A 16,662-nucleotide genomic window follows, 5' to 3' on the forward strand; every position below is an offset into this window, starting at 1 on the left:
AATCAATAACAGGGTTAAGGAGGAGAAATTAAGTTGGTAAAGTACAATTTAGAGCCGAATGAATCGATCCTTATACAGCGCACAGGCGTCCTGCGTGAAACTGGAAGTCTTCTCATGAAACCATTTACTGATGAACTTATATTAACGAACAGGAACATCATTTGGATCAGTAAAGGTATGTTTGGTAATACAAAGGGTGTGCAAAAATACCCGCTTACTCAATTAAAGGTTATAAATGGTGAAGCGCAGGCTTTTGTTGGAAAGGGCTCAGCTGGCATGCCTAATCTCCAGGTATACTTCATTAATGGTCAGGAGGCATTTCAATTTCAGAACTCCAACAAAAGGGAAATGGCAAAATGGGTTAATGAAATCAGTAAAGTGTTAACTGGACATGATTCTACAAGGGGCTCTGTAACAAGTCAGTCTGCTATTCCTGGAACGGAATATTTAGCAGAAACCCTTAAAGATACTGTTGGCGTGTTTAAAAATGCCCTTGGAATAACATCAAAGAAAGTAGCTGATGCTGTGCCTGAAAAGGTCACAAAAAAATGTATTGGCTGTATGTCTCCACTTACCGGAACTAAAGGACAAAGTGTTCTCTGCAGATATTGCGATACTGTCCAGATTTTATAATGAGAGAGGTGTACGACATTGGGAATTTTAAAAGCATTTACCGATTCAGTTGGTGGAACCTTGGCTGGTCAGTGGAAAAAACTAATCACAGCGGGACATTTTGATGAACATACAGTTGTTGCTCCTGGAATTCTTAAAGACAACAATAATGGCCGTGGACTTAATACTCATGGCTTGACGGATATAATATCAAACGGCTCAAAAATATTTGTACCTGAGAATACTGCGGCTTTCATCTTTAGTCAGGGTGGAATTGAGAATATCATCACTACCCCTGGTGGATATGAATATCAAGATGGAGAAGAAAGTGTTTTTAATGGAGATGGTATAGGTGTATCTATCTTCAAAATGGCAAAAGACAGAATAGGCTATGGTGGTATCTCATCCTCTGAAAAGAAGATAGCATTTGTAAACCTACGAGAGATTCGTGACATTAAATTTGGTACACGCGGTCCTCAGGTTTATAACGATTTATACTATGGTTGTGACCTTGAGATTTACGCTTATGGCAGTTTCTCTATAAAGGTCCTTGATCCTGAGGTATTTATAAAGAATTTTGTGCCCGCTAATACGAACAGCTATTCATTTGATAACCCGAATGTTAGAGCGCAAGTTCTTTCTGAATTTGTACAATCATTTATTGTCGCACTTAATTCACTTTCAACTACTTATAGGATTTCACAGTTACCATCACAGGCTATGGAAATATCCAAGAGAATATCCGAAGATTCGTATAATGCTGGTTCTTGGAAAGATCGTTTCGGATTTGAGATTACTAAAGTTTCAGTTGAGAACATCGAATTCTCACTTGAGTCTAGAGTGCTTGTTAACCAGTTTTCTGCTAATAAGATGAATATAAGAGCTTATGAGGATGTTTCACAGAGAGCCTCCGATATTGCAGCTCAGCAGAAAATTGCTCAGGGCATTCAAGACAAAGGACTTGGAAACGGCGGCATGGTCTTTGGAATGAATATGGCTCAGAATATTGGACCTCAAGGACAACCTGCTTCAGCACCAGCATCAAAAATGTCATTTGACGAGCAGATTGAAACATTGAAAAAATTAAAAGAACTGGTCGATATGGGCATTTTAACGCAAGAAGAGTTTGATGTTAAGAAGAAAGAAATCACGGGGCTTTAAGGTTAAACTAGCCGTTGGCAATTATAATTAGTATATTGAAAGTTTGATAAAATACTCAAAAATCCAAATAGAACGATAAGCAGTTCACACTGCTTATCGTATTTTTTTTTGCCCAAACCAGCCAACTTTCCTTTAAAGTTCATATTTAACTGTTCACAAAACCGCCACAATCCTCTCTATCCCACCCTGTCCTTTCCACCCTTTCATCCATATATAAAGGGTGAAAGGGTGGTGCATTAGCATGACAATTAAATCGGCGGTTATTCAGAGTTTTGCGGAGTATTCACAGTTTGGTTCGTTGAAGGAGTTTAATAATCATTTTGAGATGTGGTTGGCGGACAAGAAGCGTTTTTTCAGTAAGGGTGAGGTGATTGGTTTGAAGAGGCTGGCTCGTTTTGCTGCGAAGGTGCCTGGGGTGGCTAACGCCAAAATCGGCACGGTGCTGAAGGCAATCTATGAGGAGTATGGCGAGATGGGAATTTCCCGTTCTACTTTTAAAAGGATGATCCTGAAGGCGAGCAAGATTGGCATTTTCACCGTCTATGAAACAGCACGCAATAACGGCTCTCAGTCTAGCAACCTGTATGTATTCAATCGGTTCCCAATGAATGAACTACCAGATGGCGATCAATTGAGCCACCAATATAAAACTATCATTCCTTCTGAAACTAACATAAAAAAGAATAATAAACGTAAAGAAAAAGCTGCTGAAGAACAATCATCAGAAATCACAGAGGCAAAACCCGTTGCTGAAAAAGCACCAGAGGATCATCTTTTTGTCAGTGATCGGATACCGAGCGATTTCGTCAATCTTGTAAAATACTTTTACCCAGCCGCAAAATCCATCGAGGAATTCTGGCGGATGAGCAAGGTCGCTGCCTACCGCAATAACTATGAAAAAGAAACAGATCTCCTGTTATCACTGTCCATAGACACCTTTAAACAGCTCGTCCGGAAGTTGAAATCGAAGGTGGAAGTGAAGAATCCGATCGCCTACTTTACCGGAATTCTGAACAAGAAGTTCCAGGAGCGTTATTTTGAGGAGCTTTATGAAATGCAAGTTTGTTGAAATTCGCCAAAGTGTCCGTAATCATTTCACTAGTCAGTCAACAATAATCTTCGATGTATTTAAATAAGCAGGCGACTTAGGAAGGGCTATGGTACAGTGCCAGCGCTCCCCGAAAAGTGCATATGGCGTATAGTGTGACCGTGGCACCTTCCCTGAAGCCCTTTTATTTTCTTTTCCGCAGTTTCTCTAAGTACAGGGCCATACCTATGTAAATCAATAAGAGTAAAAATATGAATAATGGAGTGGATAGTGAGTCCATCGCTTCACCTTCTATTTCAATTCGTGTAACGCTGGGTGAAAAATCAATAGGAGAACCGCGATAATGGGTGCCGACACCAGGAATGCTGCTAATGCATTCTTAAAGTGGATTTTAATGATGGTAAAAGTGATGAGGTTAAATAACAAAGACCACCAGGCGTTCCAGCCATTTTCATAAACAAATAGACCCTTTGCCTCAAAAAGATATTCTAACGCAGAGAAATAGGCTACCCAGATTAATAAATATAAAAATCCTCTTACTTTGCCTTTTGGAAAATATTCAAGGTAAAGCATCAATACGACAGGGACAATGAAGAATGTGAAGGCAATCTCGATCAACGTGTGGTTTAACCAGGCTACTGTAACAGCTTTATACTTCCATAAAGTATGCTGATAAAACAGGAAGTTATACAATAAATTACATATGATATAGAACTGGATTGTAGGGTAATAATCTTTCCACTTTTTCCACTTAACGAATTTTTTTGCGAAAAAAATATAAACAACTATGACGAATAATAAATACATGTCCAAAATCCTCATTTGTTTTTAGTAGAATTTTCTCCAAAAAGAGGCTTTCTTAGACTCGAATAAGCATATCGTGGGTTCAGTTCTATCGAGGACTTACAAAGTGTGGCGTGGCGTTTGGGTTTGCGGATTGGGAACTAGATGAAATAGATACAGGAGAAAAATAACGAAATGTATAGAAGAGGGATATGGAGATGACTTTTATTAACTGAAAACGTGAAAAACGCTTGCTGTTAACCGACATTAAATCGGACAAGCACATTGTATCTTAGTCTTTATGTTGAGAAAATTATCCAATAGGGGTTGGAGCTGGGGTTTAAACCATGAAGTCATGATTTGGTTTTTTTGTTCCATTTCTAAGCAATAAAAAAAGACCAATAAATTGGTCTTGAAAAAAGCCCTACATGTCCGCAGTATGACCAATTTTTTTATCTAAGAAACGAATAAGTTTAATGGTTCTATTTACTAGGATAAAAGTAAACGAAAGGACTGCAAATGTGATATAGCTGTTCCACCCTTTGTGATACTCGACTAAATTCGTATTCTTTTCTAGCCAGCTCTCCATCAATGTCATTGGCGCACTAAAGAGAAAAACGCTTAAAACCGTTTTTACTATCTGCATTTTATAAGTAAATTGATTGTACATAACACATGATAATGGAAACAGTATGTATAGAAACACTATATTGGAGTCAAAAAACTTAGGGAAATAACGGTGCGGATATTTCACATATTTTCTTTTTATTATAGGCCCATCGATGATCGTGGATACTAAAGTTTTAATGAAAAAGATGAGAAACCAGTCTTTTGTATCACCTTTTCTTCGCAATAAAAAAAATAAACTTCCGCCAACACCAGCTAAAGTAAAAAGATTTAATAATGTCCGGTCCTTCATAGAATACACCCCTTTCACAAAAAGACACCGATGTAAAATTATTATTAGTAGAAAAAACATGTGTTATACAAGAAATATTAAAAACAGCCTGAACGGTAATGTGATCCCTGTCAGGCATGGTTATCATTTAAAGAAACATGAGGACGGCTCCAGTGTCTCGTGGAAATGCAATTTTGTGCGACAGCAGAACCGTCCCTGTGTCTCAAAAGTTAAATCATCATTTTGCCAAATCAATTTTGTTTGCTGGAGAGAAAGTGGTAATTTGAATGTATTCAATCAACTGATTTCTTTATTCGGAGGTTTTTATGAAGGAGATAAAGGCAGGGTCGAAGCTGGTTATATTGGAGACAAGTGATCTTCATGGTTCAATTTTTCCCATTAATTATGGGACGAACGAGATTGTGCCACAAGGACTCTCACATGCAGCGACAGTTATTAAGAAGCATAGGAAGCAGGAAGAAAATCTCCTTGTGATTGATAACGGCGATTTAATCCAGGGAACTCCGCTGGCCTATCATTTTGTGAAATTTGGAGGCAATCTCCCCAATCCGATGATCAAGGCCCTAAATGAGCTAGAATATGATGCGGCCGTCATCGGTAATCATGAGTTCAATTATGGAATGAAAATCCTGAATCGGGCAGTGAGCGAGTCGGATTTTCCATGGCTGTCAGCCAATATTGTTGACTCTCAAACTGGCACTCCAAAATTCGGGACTCCCTATATGGTGAAAAAGTTTGACAGTGGGGTGAAAGCAGCGGTTCTTGGGTTGACCACTCACTATATCCCGAATTGGGAAAACCCTAAACATATTAAGGAATTAAAGTTTAAGGATGCACTTGAGACCGCGAAAAAGTGGTCCAATTACATACATGAAAAGGAAAAGCCTGATATATTGATCCTGGCTTACCATGGCGGTTTTGAGCGGAATCTTGAAACGGGTGGGGAAACAGAGAACCAAACAGGGGAGAATCAGGCGTATCGGATTTGTCATGAAGTTGAAGGAATTGATCTCCTGCTTACAGGACATCAGCATAGAAAAATAGCCGGGGAGTTGAATGGTGTGACCGTCCTGCAGCCAGGATTTAACGGCAAACAGATCGGCAAGGCAACTATTTCATTCGTGAAAGATAACGGGAAATGGAAGATTGTCGATAAGATGGCTGAAATAATGGAGCTCGAAAATGAAGATCCGGATGGAAGCATCCTGGCACTTGTTGAAAAATATGAACAGGAAACACAAAGCTGGCTTGATCAGACACTTGGAACAATTGTAGGGAACATGGAAGTCTCAGACCCGTTCGACTTGCGGACGAATGAACATCCTCTTATTGAGTTCATCAATAGAGTTCAGATGGAGGCAAGTGGCACGGCTATTTCAAGTACCGCCCTGTTCCATAATGAGGCACCAGGCTTTAGCAAGCATGTAACAATGCGTGAAATTGTTTCAAATTATGTATATCCCAATACGCTTACTGTGATCAGGATATCAGGGCAGGATATGAAGGATGCTCTTGAGCGGTCGGCCAGCTATTTCATAGTCGATAACGGTGAAATCCATGTAAACCCAAGCTTCTCTGAGCCCAAGCCACAGCATTACAACTATGATATGTGGGAAGGTATTGACTATGTCCTCGATATTAGGAAACCAGTTGGAGAACGAGTGGTGAAGCTCTCTCATAAAGGTCATGATGTAAAACCGGAAGAAGAGTTTGAGGTAGTGATGAACAATTACCGTGCCGGAGGCGGAGGCGATTATACAATGTTCAAGAACAAAACCATCATCAAAGAAATCCAAACCGACATGACCGAACTCCTCGCAAACTACTTACTCAAACATAACACCGTCAAAGCAACTGTGAATCACAATTGGAAGGTGGTTTGGTAAAACACGAGAACCGTCCCTCTGTTTTTCATATTATTAAACTTATTTGGGTTGTCTCTACATTCGATTTTGTAGATGGCAGCCTTTTTTTGTCATTTTGGTTCTGGAAAATTATGCTACAATTAAATCACTAAACAACAGGAGCGGATGCTAGTGCATAAAATTACGGAAGGCACGATCGTGCAGAGCGATAAATTTGTGAATGGCATTTATGAGGGTGGCCAATTGTATGTGGGTGATTATAGTGAGAATAGTATTTTTGGATTTTCACAGGGGACAAGGGCGAACGACATCTCCCGGGCAGATAAAAAATATGTTGTGATTGGCTACTGGGAAATGGAAGCCAACGGCATGACCTTATATCAAAACCGGTACCTCGCCAAAGAACTGAATGAAGATGGCACCTACAATGAAAATGGTGAGGAGATTAACTTTTCTACTGCGGGTGTTTATCGAGGGTCGGTCCAGGAATCAGATCTTACTATCATTAAGGTGATGAAAAAGATATTTATCTAGATTCATAAGGAGGAGCTTTGATGTGGGAAGAGCTTTGCCCAGAATGCGGCAGCAAAATGATTGAGGATGCTTTTGAGGAGGTTGTTGAGCTCAAGGATGGGTCTATACAGCTTGAGACAATTTACCCTGCCTGGGTGTGCAGTGATTTCTGCGGATATTATGTAAAAACAGAGACTAATAGGAGTGAATGAACTTGTCGCGGTATTTTAAATTTGTATCAATCAGGAAAGACCAGGAAGATTGGATGTTAAAAGAGTTGCAGGAGGGGCGGGCGAGGTTTGGCTGGAGCAGTGCTGGATCTGACTTGAGAGTGATTAAGGCAAAACCTTTATCTTCCAGGTCGGCGGATGAAAAAATTGTATGGCGGTACACCCAATTTTTGATCAACAGGCTGACGAAGGGTGACATGCTGATAATACAGTTAAGCAGGCCATTGCGTAAGTTCCTCATCGCCGAAGTGACCGGGGAGTATCATTCGACAGAACCGCAAGAGACTGATTTCAATCATTATATCGAGTGCAAGCTTTTAACAGATGCATTTATAAACGTGGAATCTCAGGGGGTTTCACAATCGTTGAGGCACCATCTTTCTAAACGAGGTCACTATTATGAGATTTATGAGGACCTTGCCAAAGAGGAACTGGATTGGATTGTGGAAAAATCACGGCAACGGGACGCGGAGTTCTTGAAGGCAAATGAGATTGAGCATACAGCTGAGTTTGAGTCAAAGATCCTCGAAGAAGATGTAATTACGCAAACATATAAGCGAATTTCTACAAAATGGCCGAGTGCGTATTTTGAGAAATTTGTTGCGGACCTTATTCGTTCGACTCCTGGGCTGGAAGTCAAGAAACAGGGAGACTCGGGACTGGGGTGGGATCTAACTATGAGAATCCTCGACCCGATTGATGGGTCTATTTTACATGATGATATCCCGGTCCAGTGTAAGAACTATATTGGGGATGTTAAGACGAAAAGACCAATTGAGGACCTAGTAAGATGTATTAAGAACTCAGGTTCATCGATTGCATACCTCTTTATTATCGGAGACCTGACAAAGGAATTCGAAGATGAGCTTGAAAGAAGACTTGAGATATTGAAGGCTGAAAATGAAGATATCAAATGGAGAGTCATTGGCCAGGAGCAAATAGCGAAAATGTATTTGAATAGGGTTGGGGCTGGGATTTAAGAGCAAGGTACCCAGGTACTATTCTAATAAAAAACATGGTTTGAAAAGGAAAGATTCCTTTTCCAGACGGAGGCAGTAAAATGGGATATTTGTTATTTTTGTTTGCTTTGGCGATGGTAGGTGGGATCTGGTACGGCTGTCTTATCCTTCAGATTAAAATCTCTAGATATTCTACTGAGAAAGCTGGATGGAAAACGTTCGGGAACTTTTTGCTGCTGACTTTGGGACCAATTGCAGCAATGGCATTTTCACTTTTCCTCAGTACGCAGGTCACTAATGAATCCGAATATACTGGCCAGGGAGTAGGTTGGCTTTATGTCATCTTCTTCATGTTTCAAATTATCAGCATTCCAGCAAAAGCCATACTATTGCCAATTATGCATGTTGTGATTAGGAAGAAAGAGTTAAAGAATAATGGAACGGGGAAACCGATTTAAATCTTGAGTTAAACTTAGGAAGGGACAGAGGGACGGTTCTCATGTCCCGGAAACTTGAAATGCGCTTTCTGTTTACCGATATAACATGAGTGAAAAACGTAATTTATTAAAGTAAAAGAGGGAGTAAAAAATGTTTTGGTTCTTTATTGTAATATTTTTTGCTGATTTGTTATTAGGTTTGATGCAAGCGCCAGTATGGCTGTTTATTTTGGTCAATCTTGTTTTTCTCTTAGTCTTTATGTTGAAGAGTTTTTATCCGGTTCTTTTTGAGAAGGATCCGGATAAGATCATGACCTTTATGAAAAAATCGAAGCAACCGCAATTTCAATTTTATTATTATTTTTTCAATGATGAATTTGAGGAGGCGGAGGACAAGCTGCATAAAATTAAATCTCCTTTCTATCAAAAGCTGAATCATGTGAACCTGCTTGTTAAAAGGAAGCAGTATGATGAAGCGGAAGAGATGGCAAGAGGGTTAAAGGATAATATGTATAAGTGGTATTCACTTGCAGGGATTGCTATTGAGCAGGGGGATCGTGAATCGTATAGAGATTATAAAGAAAAAGTGAGGAATCCATTTTATCGAAGGCTATTGGAATTAGAGGAAATGGTCCATGATGGGAAGAAGGAAATGGTGCTCTCTGAATTGGAAAACATGATCCCGAATCTAAGGGGATTAAAGCTGCTTAGCGTTATTCAGTATAAACAGGATCTCTTGAAGCGGGATGAGTATTAAAAGCAGGTTACCTGAAGAGCATGGGGACGTACCCTGTGCTTTTTTTTGCATATGAGTCCTTTGCTGATGCAGAATGATATAAGGTATATTGAGGAAGATAGGACGTAAATCCAAATGAGTGTGGGACAGGTTCCAGAGTTCCATTTCATGGTTTCGTCAGGAGATGAGTAGTCCACAAGACAAGTCTGGAGGTCAGATACATGCAAGATACTAGCTTTGCGATTCAACCAGGAATGAAGAATAAGACTAAAGGAACAACTTTCCGCAGTGTGGGAGCTGTTGTTTCTAGTAAGCTGGAAAGCAACAACCTGAATCTGCTTTGTGAAAATGGATTTGTGACAGTTCGTTTTTATCGGGATGACATCGTACGGGTTGTCATGAATCCTAAGGAGCAGCCGTCATTGGAATCGAGTTTCGCGGTCGTAAAAGAACCTGAAGAAGTAGAGGTTTCTTTTACCGAAAGTGAGGGTGAAATCAAGCTTTCAAGTGGGAAGCTTACGTTGGTCATTGAAAAAAGTCCGATAAGAATTACGATGCTGGATGAACAGGGGCGGACAATCGTACGCGATCATGAGTCTTCGATGGGATTCAATGCGAAAAAAGAGGTTATTTGTTTTAAAGAGATGCTTCGGGATGATCATTTCTACGGGTTTGGGGAGAAGACGAGCTTCCTGGACAAGCGGGGAGAAAAGATGACGATGTGGAACACCGATGTGTATGCTCCTCATAATCCGGAGATTGATGCGCTGTATCAGTCGATTCCATATTTTATGGGTATTCGCAACGGAATGGCGTATGGGCTGTTTTTTGACAATACCTTTAAGAGCGTATTTGATATGAAGTCGTCGAACGAAACGTATTCTTTTTGGACAGAGGGCGGGCAGCTGGACTATTATCTTTTTGCAGGTCCGAAGCCAAAAGACGTGGTGGAGCAGTACACCGAAATCACCGGAAGGATGCCCCTTCCTCCTAAGTGGGCTCTCGGCTACCATCAATCGCGTTATAGCTATGAGTCGGAGCATGAAGTGAGGGAACTTGTGAAGGAGTTCCAGGAGAGGGACATTCCGCTTGATGCCATCTACTTGGATATTCATTATATGGATGGATATCGGGTGTTTACTTTTGATGAAGAGAGGTTCCCGAACCCGGAGAGTTTGATTGACGATTTGAAAAAGGAAGGAATCCACGTGATTCCGATTGTGGATCCTGGTGTGAAAGAAGACCCGGAGTATCCTATTTACCAAGAGGGTGTGAACGGGGATTATTTTTGCGAATATCTTGAGGGGAATATTTACTTCGGCGATGTCTGGCCTGGCAAGAGTGCTTTTCCTGATTTTACGAGTGAGGATGTGCGTAAATGGTGGGGTGAGAAGCATCATTTCTACTCCAGGATGGGGATTGAAGGCATTTGGAATGATATGAATGAGCCAGCTGTTTTTAACGAAACGAAAACGATGGATTTGAAGGTCGTGCATAAAAATGATGGCAACCCTAAGACCCATCGTGAGCTGCATAATCTGTACGGACTGCTGATGGGTGAGGCGACCTATGAGGGGATGAAGGCGCAGCTGGATGGCAAACGGCCATTTTTACTGACGAGGGCGGGTTTTGCTGGAGTGCAGCGTTATAGTACGGTTTGGACCGGGGATAACCGCAGCTTCTGGGAGCACTTGCAGATGTCGATTCCGATGTGCATGAATCTAGGGATATCAGGTGTCCCGTTCTGCGGACCTGATGTCGGTGGCTTCGCGCATGATACAACCGGGCAGCTGCTAACACGCTGGACACAGGTGGGTATGTTCACTCCGTATTTCCGGAATCATAGTGTGCTCGAATCGATTCGCCAGGAACCATGGTCATTCGGTGAAGAGTTTGAAAAGATCATCAGGAAGTACATTCAAGAGCGGTATGTGTGGCTGCCATATCTGTATACTTTATTCCGTGAAGCCAGCCTGACTGGAGCTCCGGTCATGCGCCCGTTAGTGTTCGAATATCCAGAGGATCAACATACATCTAATCTTTCCGATCAATTCATGATTGGTACCGATGTGATTGTCGCGCCGATCATGAAGCCCGACACCTACCACAGGGTTGTTTATTTGCCTGAAGGCAGCTGGGTGAACTATTGGACAGATGAAAACCTAGAGGGCGGAAAGCATCATCTAGTTGAAGCCGACATGGCGACAATGCCAATTTTCGTAAAAGAAGGTGCGACGCTGGTCCATGGCTCTGTAAAAAATTCGACTGAGGAAAAGGAGTCCCAAATCAAGGTTCATTTATATCCTTCAGAAAACGGATTGACCCAGTTCGTCTACTATGAAGACGACGGCAAAACTTTTGAATATGAGCAGGGGAATTACCTTCAATTGCAGATTGATGGAAAAAAAGCAGCAGACTCCCTGGAAATCACGATGGATGTTTTACACAATCAGTATGAGCCTGAATGGGAGCGTATGAGTTTTGTTGTACATGGAGCCAATAAAGATTTGAAGGTGCAAATTAATGGAGTTCTTCAAGAAGAAGCTGAGTTTGATATTGCATCTGGAATGATGAAATTTTCGGTTGAGAAAAGTGGGTTATTTTAGATGGAAGCGGGAGCATGGGGACGTACCCCTTGCTCTCTTTTTATATCAGAGATGGGAAAAAGGGAGAAGTTTCTTCGGTTGATAGGAAGTTAGGTATGTAGAATCATGAGACGGCAGAATCATCCTGTTGTACCTTTTAGAAACAAACAAAACGTAAAGGAAATTTATGTTAAAATTTATATGTAGGAAACTAGCTGGTGTTTCATTAGCTGTTAAATTTGTACAATAAAGCATCAATTTATAAATTAATGGTGCAAAGTTTTTAGGGAGAGGTGCAATATGAAATTCCGCATTGCCAATGAGGTAAACGAAAGTAATAAAAGCCATGTTAATCACAAACTTTATGAATATAATTTAAGACATTTTCCTGAAGATTTAAGAGGAAGATACCGAGAAGTGAATCTCTTTTTACTAGATGAGGCTGAGAATGTTCGTGGGGGCATTTTGGGAGAGATATGTTGGAATTGGCTGGAAATACATACACTTATGATCGATGAAGATCTCCGTGGCTTAGGATATGGAACTAAATTGTTAGTTGAAATGGAACAAATCGCCATAGAGAGCGAATGTGATTTTATAAAGGTGGATACTCTGAGCTTTCAGGCGCTGGATTTTTATCAAAGTAACGGTTATACCGTTTACGGTACATTGGACAATGTGGGAAGAGAATTCAAGCATTTCTATTTAAAGAAGGATCTTTTAAAAGGGGAATCATTGTGAATATAGTTGAGGCAAAGATAACGGATTTAAACGCGATTGTACAAATAGACCGTCAAGTTATAGGGAATACGAGCAGAAAAGATATTATTGAGAATGCCATTAAGCAAGGACGTTGTATTCTAGTAAATGAAAATGAGGATGTTGCTGGATTTTTGATCTATGATACTCACTTTTTTGAATGTACTTTTATATCTCTGATTATTGTGTCTCCCGCAAAGAGACGAAAGGGGTATGCTAGTCAAATGATGAATTACTTGGTTCGTACTGCTCCTACTGACAAAATTTTCTCGTCTACAAATCGTTCTAACGAGAGCATGCAGAAAGTATTTGAAGCGACTGGATTTGTCGAGAGTGGTATAGTCGAAAACTTGGATGAAGGTGACCCTGAAATAATCTACTTTAAATCAAAATAATGATGATTCCTTCTAGGGTTTGTAGGAGCATGGGGACGTACCCTGTGCTTCCTTTTTGCGTGCGGAAAAGGAGAAGGACCAAGGAATAATAAGTTAATATATGAATTATTGAGACAGCAGAACCGTCCCTATGTCCCAGTCCCTACGTTTTTACCATAAACCTTGTATTGATAGTGTATAGTATCAAGTGATACACTATTGGGTATGTGGATTTTGATAGAGGCAGGTGATATTTATACTTAGCAAGCGAACTTTTATTAGTAATTTTTTCGTTCTATGTTCTCTTATTTTTATTTTAATGGTTCCGCAAGAAGTCTTTGCTCATGCGACGTTAGAGAAGGCTGATCCTGCCCCTGATAGTGAATTGAAAGAATCTCCGAAAGAGGTTGTTCTGATATTCGATGAACGACTTGAAGACGAGCTCTATTCAATTAAGGTTTTTAATGAAAATGGGGAAAGAATCGTCAATGCAAAACCGGAGATGAGCCAGGATCAAACAACCATTAAGCAACCTTTGCCTGACTTGCCTGACGGAAATTATGTTATATCCTATAATGTGATTTCAGCGGATGGCCATCCGATCAGGAGTGCCTATGTCATCTCCGTAGGGGAAGAAACGGTCTTCCAAAGGGATATTAACAAGCAAGTTTTAGAAACGCAAAAGAGCTCAGCAGCGGCAACTGCTATCAAGTCGGTGGTAAGGATGCTTTTTTTTATGGCGCTAGTCCTGACAACTGGCTGGATTCTGTGGGGGACCATTTATTCTTTAAAAGAAGAGATGAAGCCAACCTTCAGACGGAGGACCTTTCAATTACAAATTGCACTGTTCATTTCAACTGTGGGAGTGGCATCACTCCAACTCTTAGAATTACTTGATCGCAGGACATTAACCGAAGTCGTATCACTTTTAACAGGTACAACAGTAGGACTATCTTTGCTTGCTTCCGTGCTTTTATCTCTATTAGGTTTTTTCATCTTACTTCGTTATAAATGGATCGATTTAGTGTGGGTGTTTTTGATCCTGACGGCAAAGAGTTTTAACGGACATGCTGCAGCATTTGAATCGGAAATCCGCTCCATGTCACTTGAACTGGCTTTCATCCATTTAATTTCAGCCGCCGTTTGGGCAGGTGGCCTGTTGTACATCCTAACTTACTGGAAAAAGCAGAAGGAACACATTAGGCAATTCCTACCGTTCTTTTCGCAATTTGCTTTAATCAGTATGGTCATGCTGTTTTTAACGGGCTCAGCTTACACTTTAATCTTCGTGCCAGAACTTGAGTATCTGCTTCATGCACTATGGGGAAAACTGCTTCTGGTCAAAGTAGCCCTAGTCCTGCTGGTATTCGTGATTGGGGCAATTTTACGTTATAAGTTGAAAAAGAAGAAAGAAGACTCTATCGGCAGATTGGTTAAGTTCGACTTCAGTTTGATGATAATCATTTTAGGAATTGTCGGTGTAATCACTTTCATGAACCCATTCCCGGAAAACGAACCATTAGAATGGGAAAACCAGGGCCAAAACCTTGAATTTACAACCCTGATCTCACCGAGGACACCCGGATACAATCATTTCAAAGTTACAGCAAATTCGCTTAAAAAAGACATAGAGATTAAACGGATTGAGCTATTTTTAATCTTTAGAGACAACCTTGAAATCGAGCCAATCCAAGTTCCTTTTTCCGAAATACAACAGTCCAAGAATGTTCAATTTAAGATTAATGGTTCGTATCTTCCTATTGAAGGAAACTGGACCTTGCAACTTCGAATAGTAGATTCAGAGGACAATGAGAAGGTATTCCATAAGGATTTTATTGTTTATTAAAAAATAATGGCTTTGTTAAAGGTGAATGTTGATTTTGAGCACCTGTTGATTGTAGTGGAAAGCGAAGCGCCTGGAGCAGAAATCAACAGACCAGTTTAACAGAGCCAAAAATATAGGAGATTTCACAATGAAAAAACTTTTAACATTAACCATATCAATGATTGGTGCGATCACTCTTTTTGCCGGTGTGGCAAGCGCGCATGTAACCGTTCAGCCACAGGAAACTTCACAGGGGAAATATGAAGTATTCACTGTGCGAGTTCCTTCTGAGAGTCAAGATGTTCAAACAACGAACGTGGAAGTGAAATTCCCTGAAGAAGTGAATATCACCCGCTTTGAAGCGAAGCCAGGCTGGACATACGAGGTTCAAAAAGATGACACTGGAAAAATCACGAGTGCTACGTGGACAACCGAAGGAAAAGGATTAACAGAAAGCGAATTCGTTCAATTTAACATCCAAGGAAAAGTTGACGATGAAGCGACAGAGATTATTTGGAAAGCCTATCAAACCTACAGCGATGGCAGTGTAGTTGAATGGGTTGGCGCACCTGATGCAGACAAGCCGGCTTCTTTTACAGTAGTGAATCCTGCAGATGGATCTAGTCATGGACATGGAGGAACATCAACTGATTCTTCCAATGACCACAGTGCTGCTGGAGACCTCGAAAATGACGTGGAAGCAAAAACAGCAACGAGCAACGTACCGCTTTACCTTTCGCTCGCTGCTTTAATTGCAGGATTGTTAGCATTGGTTATTTCTTTTAGAAAAAGAGGATAAATTGATTATCCAGAGGGAGCTAGGGGACGTACCCTTTGCTCCCTTTTGTATTAGATGCGGTTAAGGATGGGAGCATGGGGGTATCTTGTGCTTCTTTTTATGGCTCAACTTCAGACAGGTTAGAGATCGTATGAAGAAAAGCTGTCAGAAGAAAGGGCAACTTCAGACAGGTTTGGGACCAAATGAAGAAAAGCTGTCAGAAGAAAGGGCAACTTCAGACAGGTTTGGGACCAAATGAAGAAAAGCTGTCCGAAGAAAGCGCAACTTCAGACAGGTTTGGGATCGTATGAGGAAAAGCTGTCAAAAGAAGGCCCAACTTCAGACAGGTTCCGTGTCAAATGAAGAAAAGCTGTCAAAAGAAAGCGCAACTTCAGACAGGTTCCATGTCAAATGAAGAAAAGCTGTCAAAAGAAAGCGCAACTTCAGACAGGTTTTTCATCAAATGAAGAAAAGCTGTCAAAAGAAGGCCCAACTTCAGACAGGTTCCGTGTCAAATGAAGAAAAGCTGTCAAAAGAAGGCCCAACTTCAGACAGGTTCCGTGTCAAATGAAGAAAAGCTGTCAGAAGAAAGCGCAACTTCAGACAGGTTTTTTGCAGACCTCGAGCATCAAACACCGTCAAGCTGTCCCAAAAAAGACGGCCGATACAGCGGTTGCTATTCCTCCATGCCATCTTCGCTCCATGTTCAAGTTCCTCAAATGTATGTTCATAAGTCCGGGTTTCAGAAATCTCCTGCTTTATTAAATCAATTCTCGCTTCGATTTCCTGCTTCGATTTTTGCAACTCTCCATAACAGTTCCGTATAAATCTTTCCGCTTCAATAACCAACTGATTAACCAAGCCTGAATCCTCCTGTTACTGTTATCTCATTATTATTTTAGCATGAAGGCCGTATGATCAATAATTAGAGCATTCTCCTTCTTTATCGTTTAACTCCATAATTCCTCTCTACTTAACATCTTCAAAAACAACATTGACTTTTTGTCAGCCGTTTCTTACTCCCTTATAGTTTGGCTTTTATAATACCAAGAACTTACTAGCAGAATTATAAGTGTTG

The 16,662-nt window shown here is 40.7% G+C and carries 17 protein-coding genes; 14 read left to right on the forward strand and 3 right to left on the reverse strand.

Going from position 1 to position 16,662, the window contains the following annotated elements; translation table 11 throughout:
• The first annotated feature begins 114 nt into the window (after positions 1 to 114).
• The 3 genes from AC0VX7_RS03140 to AC0VX7_RS03150 all read left to right on the forward strand — a co-directional run bounded on the left by AC0VX7_RS03140 (position 115) and on the right by AC0VX7_RS03150 (position 2,842).
• The gene (locus AC0VX7_RS03140) at positions 115 to 633 is read left to right on the forward strand and encodes a hypothetical protein (RefSeq protein WP_475426633.1); all 519 of its coding nucleotides are present in this window, start codon (positions 115 to 117) and stop codon (positions 631 to 633) included.
• A gap of 18 nt (positions 634 to 651) precedes the next feature.
• Positions 652 to 1,773, forward strand: a complete 1,122-nt coding sequence (locus AC0VX7_RS03145) for an SPFH domain-containing protein (protein WP_475426634.1) — start codon at positions 652 to 654, stop codon at positions 1,771 to 1,773.
• Between the two features lie 241 nt (positions 1,774 to 2,014).
• The gene (locus AC0VX7_RS03150) at positions 2,015 to 2,842 is read left to right on the forward strand and encodes a hypothetical protein (RefSeq protein ID WP_475426635.1); all 828 of its coding nucleotides are present in this window, start codon (positions 2,015 to 2,017) and stop codon (positions 2,840 to 2,842) included.
• Between the two features lie 270 nt (positions 2,843 to 3,112).
• Here AC0VX7_RS03150 and AC0VX7_RS03155 read toward each other — a convergent pair whose 3' ends face one another.
• Both AC0VX7_RS03155 and AC0VX7_RS03160 read right to left on the reverse strand, forming a co-directional pair.
• Entirely contained in the window at positions 3,113 to 3,628 is a 516-nt protein-coding gene (locus AC0VX7_RS03155) for a CBO0543 family protein (RefSeq protein WP_475426636.1), read from the reverse strand.
• 400 nt (positions 3,629 to 4,028) lie between these two features.
• Positions 4,029 to 4,523 carry a CBO0543 family protein gene (locus tag AC0VX7_RS03160; protein WP_475426637.1) on the reverse strand — a complete coding sequence of 165 codons (495 nt, stop codon included), beginning with the start codon at positions 4,521 to 4,523 and terminating at the stop codon, positions 4,029 to 4,031.
• Between the two features lie 305 nt (positions 4,524 to 4,828).
• Between AC0VX7_RS03160 and AC0VX7_RS03165 the strand changes: the two genes are divergently transcribed.
• From AC0VX7_RS03165 to AC0VX7_RS03215, 11 genes are all read left to right on the forward strand, one after another.
• Positions 4,829 to 6,409, forward strand: coding sequence for a bifunctional metallophosphatase/5'-nucleotidase (locus tag AC0VX7_RS03165; protein WP_475426638.1), 1,581 nt, complete (start codon positions 4,829 to 4,831; stop codon positions 6,407 to 6,409).
• A gap of 150 nt (positions 6,410 to 6,559) precedes the next feature.
• Positions 6,560 to 6,922, forward strand: coding sequence for a hypothetical protein (locus AC0VX7_RS03170; RefSeq protein WP_475426639.1), 363 nt, complete (start codon positions 6,560 to 6,562; stop codon positions 6,920 to 6,922).
• Positions 6,923 to 6,942: 20 nt separating this feature from the next.
• On the forward strand, positions 6,943 to 7,113 hold the full coding sequence (locus tag AC0VX7_RS03175; protein WP_475426640.1) for a hypothetical protein: 171 nt from the start codon (positions 6,943 to 6,945) through the stop codon (positions 7,111 to 7,113).
• 2 nt (positions 7,114 to 7,115) lie between these two features.
• Complete coding sequence (locus AC0VX7_RS03180) at positions 7,116 to 8,111, forward strand: hypothetical protein (protein WP_475426641.1); 996 nt, start codon at positions 7,116 to 7,118, stop codon at positions 8,109 to 8,111.
• An 80-nt stretch (positions 8,112 to 8,191) separates the two neighbouring features.
• Positions 8,192 to 8,548 (forward strand): hypothetical protein, encoded by a 357-nt coding sequence (locus tag AC0VX7_RS03185; protein ID WP_475426642.1) that lies wholly within the window; start codon positions 8,192 to 8,194, stop codon positions 8,546 to 8,548.
• Between the two features lie 130 nt (positions 8,549 to 8,678).
• Positions 8,679 to 9,284, forward strand: a complete 606-nt coding sequence (locus AC0VX7_RS03190) for a hypothetical protein (RefSeq protein ID WP_475426643.1) — start codon at positions 8,679 to 8,681, stop codon at positions 9,282 to 9,284.
• Between the two features lie 200 nt (positions 9,285 to 9,484).
• Positions 9,485 to 11,869, forward strand: coding sequence for a glycoside hydrolase family 31 protein (locus AC0VX7_RS03195; protein WP_475426644.1), 2,385 nt, complete (start codon positions 9,485 to 9,487; stop codon positions 11,867 to 11,869).
• Between the two features lie 279 nt (positions 11,870 to 12,148).
• Positions 12,149 to 12,589 (forward strand): GNAT family N-acetyltransferase, encoded by a 441-nt coding sequence (locus AC0VX7_RS03200; RefSeq protein WP_475426645.1) that lies wholly within the window; start codon positions 12,149 to 12,151, stop codon positions 12,587 to 12,589.
• Positions 12,583 to 13,002: an N-acetyltransferase family protein gene (locus AC0VX7_RS03205; RefSeq protein WP_475428063.1), complete on the forward strand. Its 420-nt coding sequence runs from the start codon at positions 12,583 to 12,585 to the stop codon at positions 13,000 to 13,002. Before AC0VX7_RS03200 ends, AC0VX7_RS03205 begins: the two co-directional genes overlap by 7 nt.
• 298 nt (positions 13,003 to 13,300) lie before the next feature.
• Positions 13,301 to 14,827, forward strand: coding sequence for a copper resistance CopC/CopD family protein (locus AC0VX7_RS03210; RefSeq protein WP_475426646.1), 1,527 nt, complete (start codon positions 13,301 to 13,303; stop codon positions 14,825 to 14,827).
• A 127-nt stretch (positions 14,828 to 14,954) separates the two neighbouring features.
• Complete coding sequence (locus tag AC0VX7_RS03215) at positions 14,955 to 15,605, forward strand: YcnI family copper-binding membrane protein (protein WP_475426647.1); 651 nt, start codon at positions 14,955 to 14,957, stop codon at positions 15,603 to 15,605.
• Positions 15,606 to 16,079: 474 nt separating this feature from the next.
• Here AC0VX7_RS03215 and AC0VX7_RS03220 read toward each other — a convergent pair whose 3' ends face one another.
• On the reverse strand, positions 16,080 to 16,445 hold the full coding sequence (locus AC0VX7_RS03220; protein ID WP_475426648.1) for a nitric oxide synthase oxygenase: 366 nt from the start codon (positions 16,443 to 16,445) through the stop codon (positions 16,080 to 16,082).
• Between the last annotated feature and the right edge of the window lie 217 nt (positions 16,446 to 16,662).

Source organism: Mesobacillus sp. QJM3NY_10 (assembly GCF_056173465.1).

What these genes read in the sequence shown, in the direction of transcription:
- AC0VX7_RS03185 (WP_475426642.1), top strand. Translation starts at nt 8,192, where the DNA reads ATGGGATATTTGTTATTTTTGTTTGCTTTGGCGATGGTAGGTGGGATC.
- AC0VX7_RS03210 (WP_475426646.1), top strand. Translation starts at nt 13,301, where the DNA reads ATGGTTCCGCAAGAAGTCTTTGCTCATGCGACGTTAGAGAAGGCTGAT.
- AC0VX7_RS03160 (WP_475426637.1), bottom strand. Translation starts at nt 4,523, where the DNA reads ATGAAGGACCGGACATTATTAAATCTTTTTACTTTAGCTGGTGTTGGC.
- AC0VX7_RS03195 (WP_475426644.1), top strand. Translation starts at nt 9,485, where the DNA reads ATGCAAGATACTAGCTTTGCGATTCAACCAGGAATGAAGAATAAGACT.
- AC0VX7_RS03150 (WP_475426635.1), top strand. Translation starts at nt 2,015, where the DNA reads ATGACAATTAAATCGGCGGTTATTCAGAGTTTTGCGGAGTATTCACAG.
- AC0VX7_RS03200 (WP_475426645.1), top strand. Translation starts at nt 12,149, where the DNA reads ATGAAATTCCGCATTGCCAATGAGGTAAACGAAAGTAATAAAAGCCAT.
- AC0VX7_RS03155 (WP_475426636.1), bottom strand. Translation starts at nt 3,628, where the DNA reads ATGTATTTATTATTCGTCATAGTTGTTTATATTTTTTTCGCAAAAAAA.
- AC0VX7_RS03175 (WP_475426640.1), top strand. Translation starts at nt 6,943, where the DNA reads ATGTGGGAAGAGCTTTGCCCAGAATGCGGCAGCAAAATGATTGAGGAT.
- AC0VX7_RS03140 (WP_475426633.1), top strand. Translation starts at nt 115, where the DNA reads ATGAAACCATTTACTGATGAACTTATATTAACGAACAGGAACATCATT.
- AC0VX7_RS03215 (WP_475426647.1), top strand. Translation starts at nt 14,955, where the DNA reads ATGAAAAAACTTTTAACATTAACCATATCAATGATTGGTGCGATCACT.
- AC0VX7_RS03190 (WP_475426643.1), top strand. Translation starts at nt 8,679, where the DNA reads ATGTTTTGGTTCTTTATTGTAATATTTTTTGCTGATTTGTTATTAGGT.
- AC0VX7_RS03165 (WP_475426638.1), top strand. Translation starts at nt 4,829, where the DNA reads ATGAAGGAGATAAAGGCAGGGTCGAAGCTGGTTATATTGGAGACAAGT.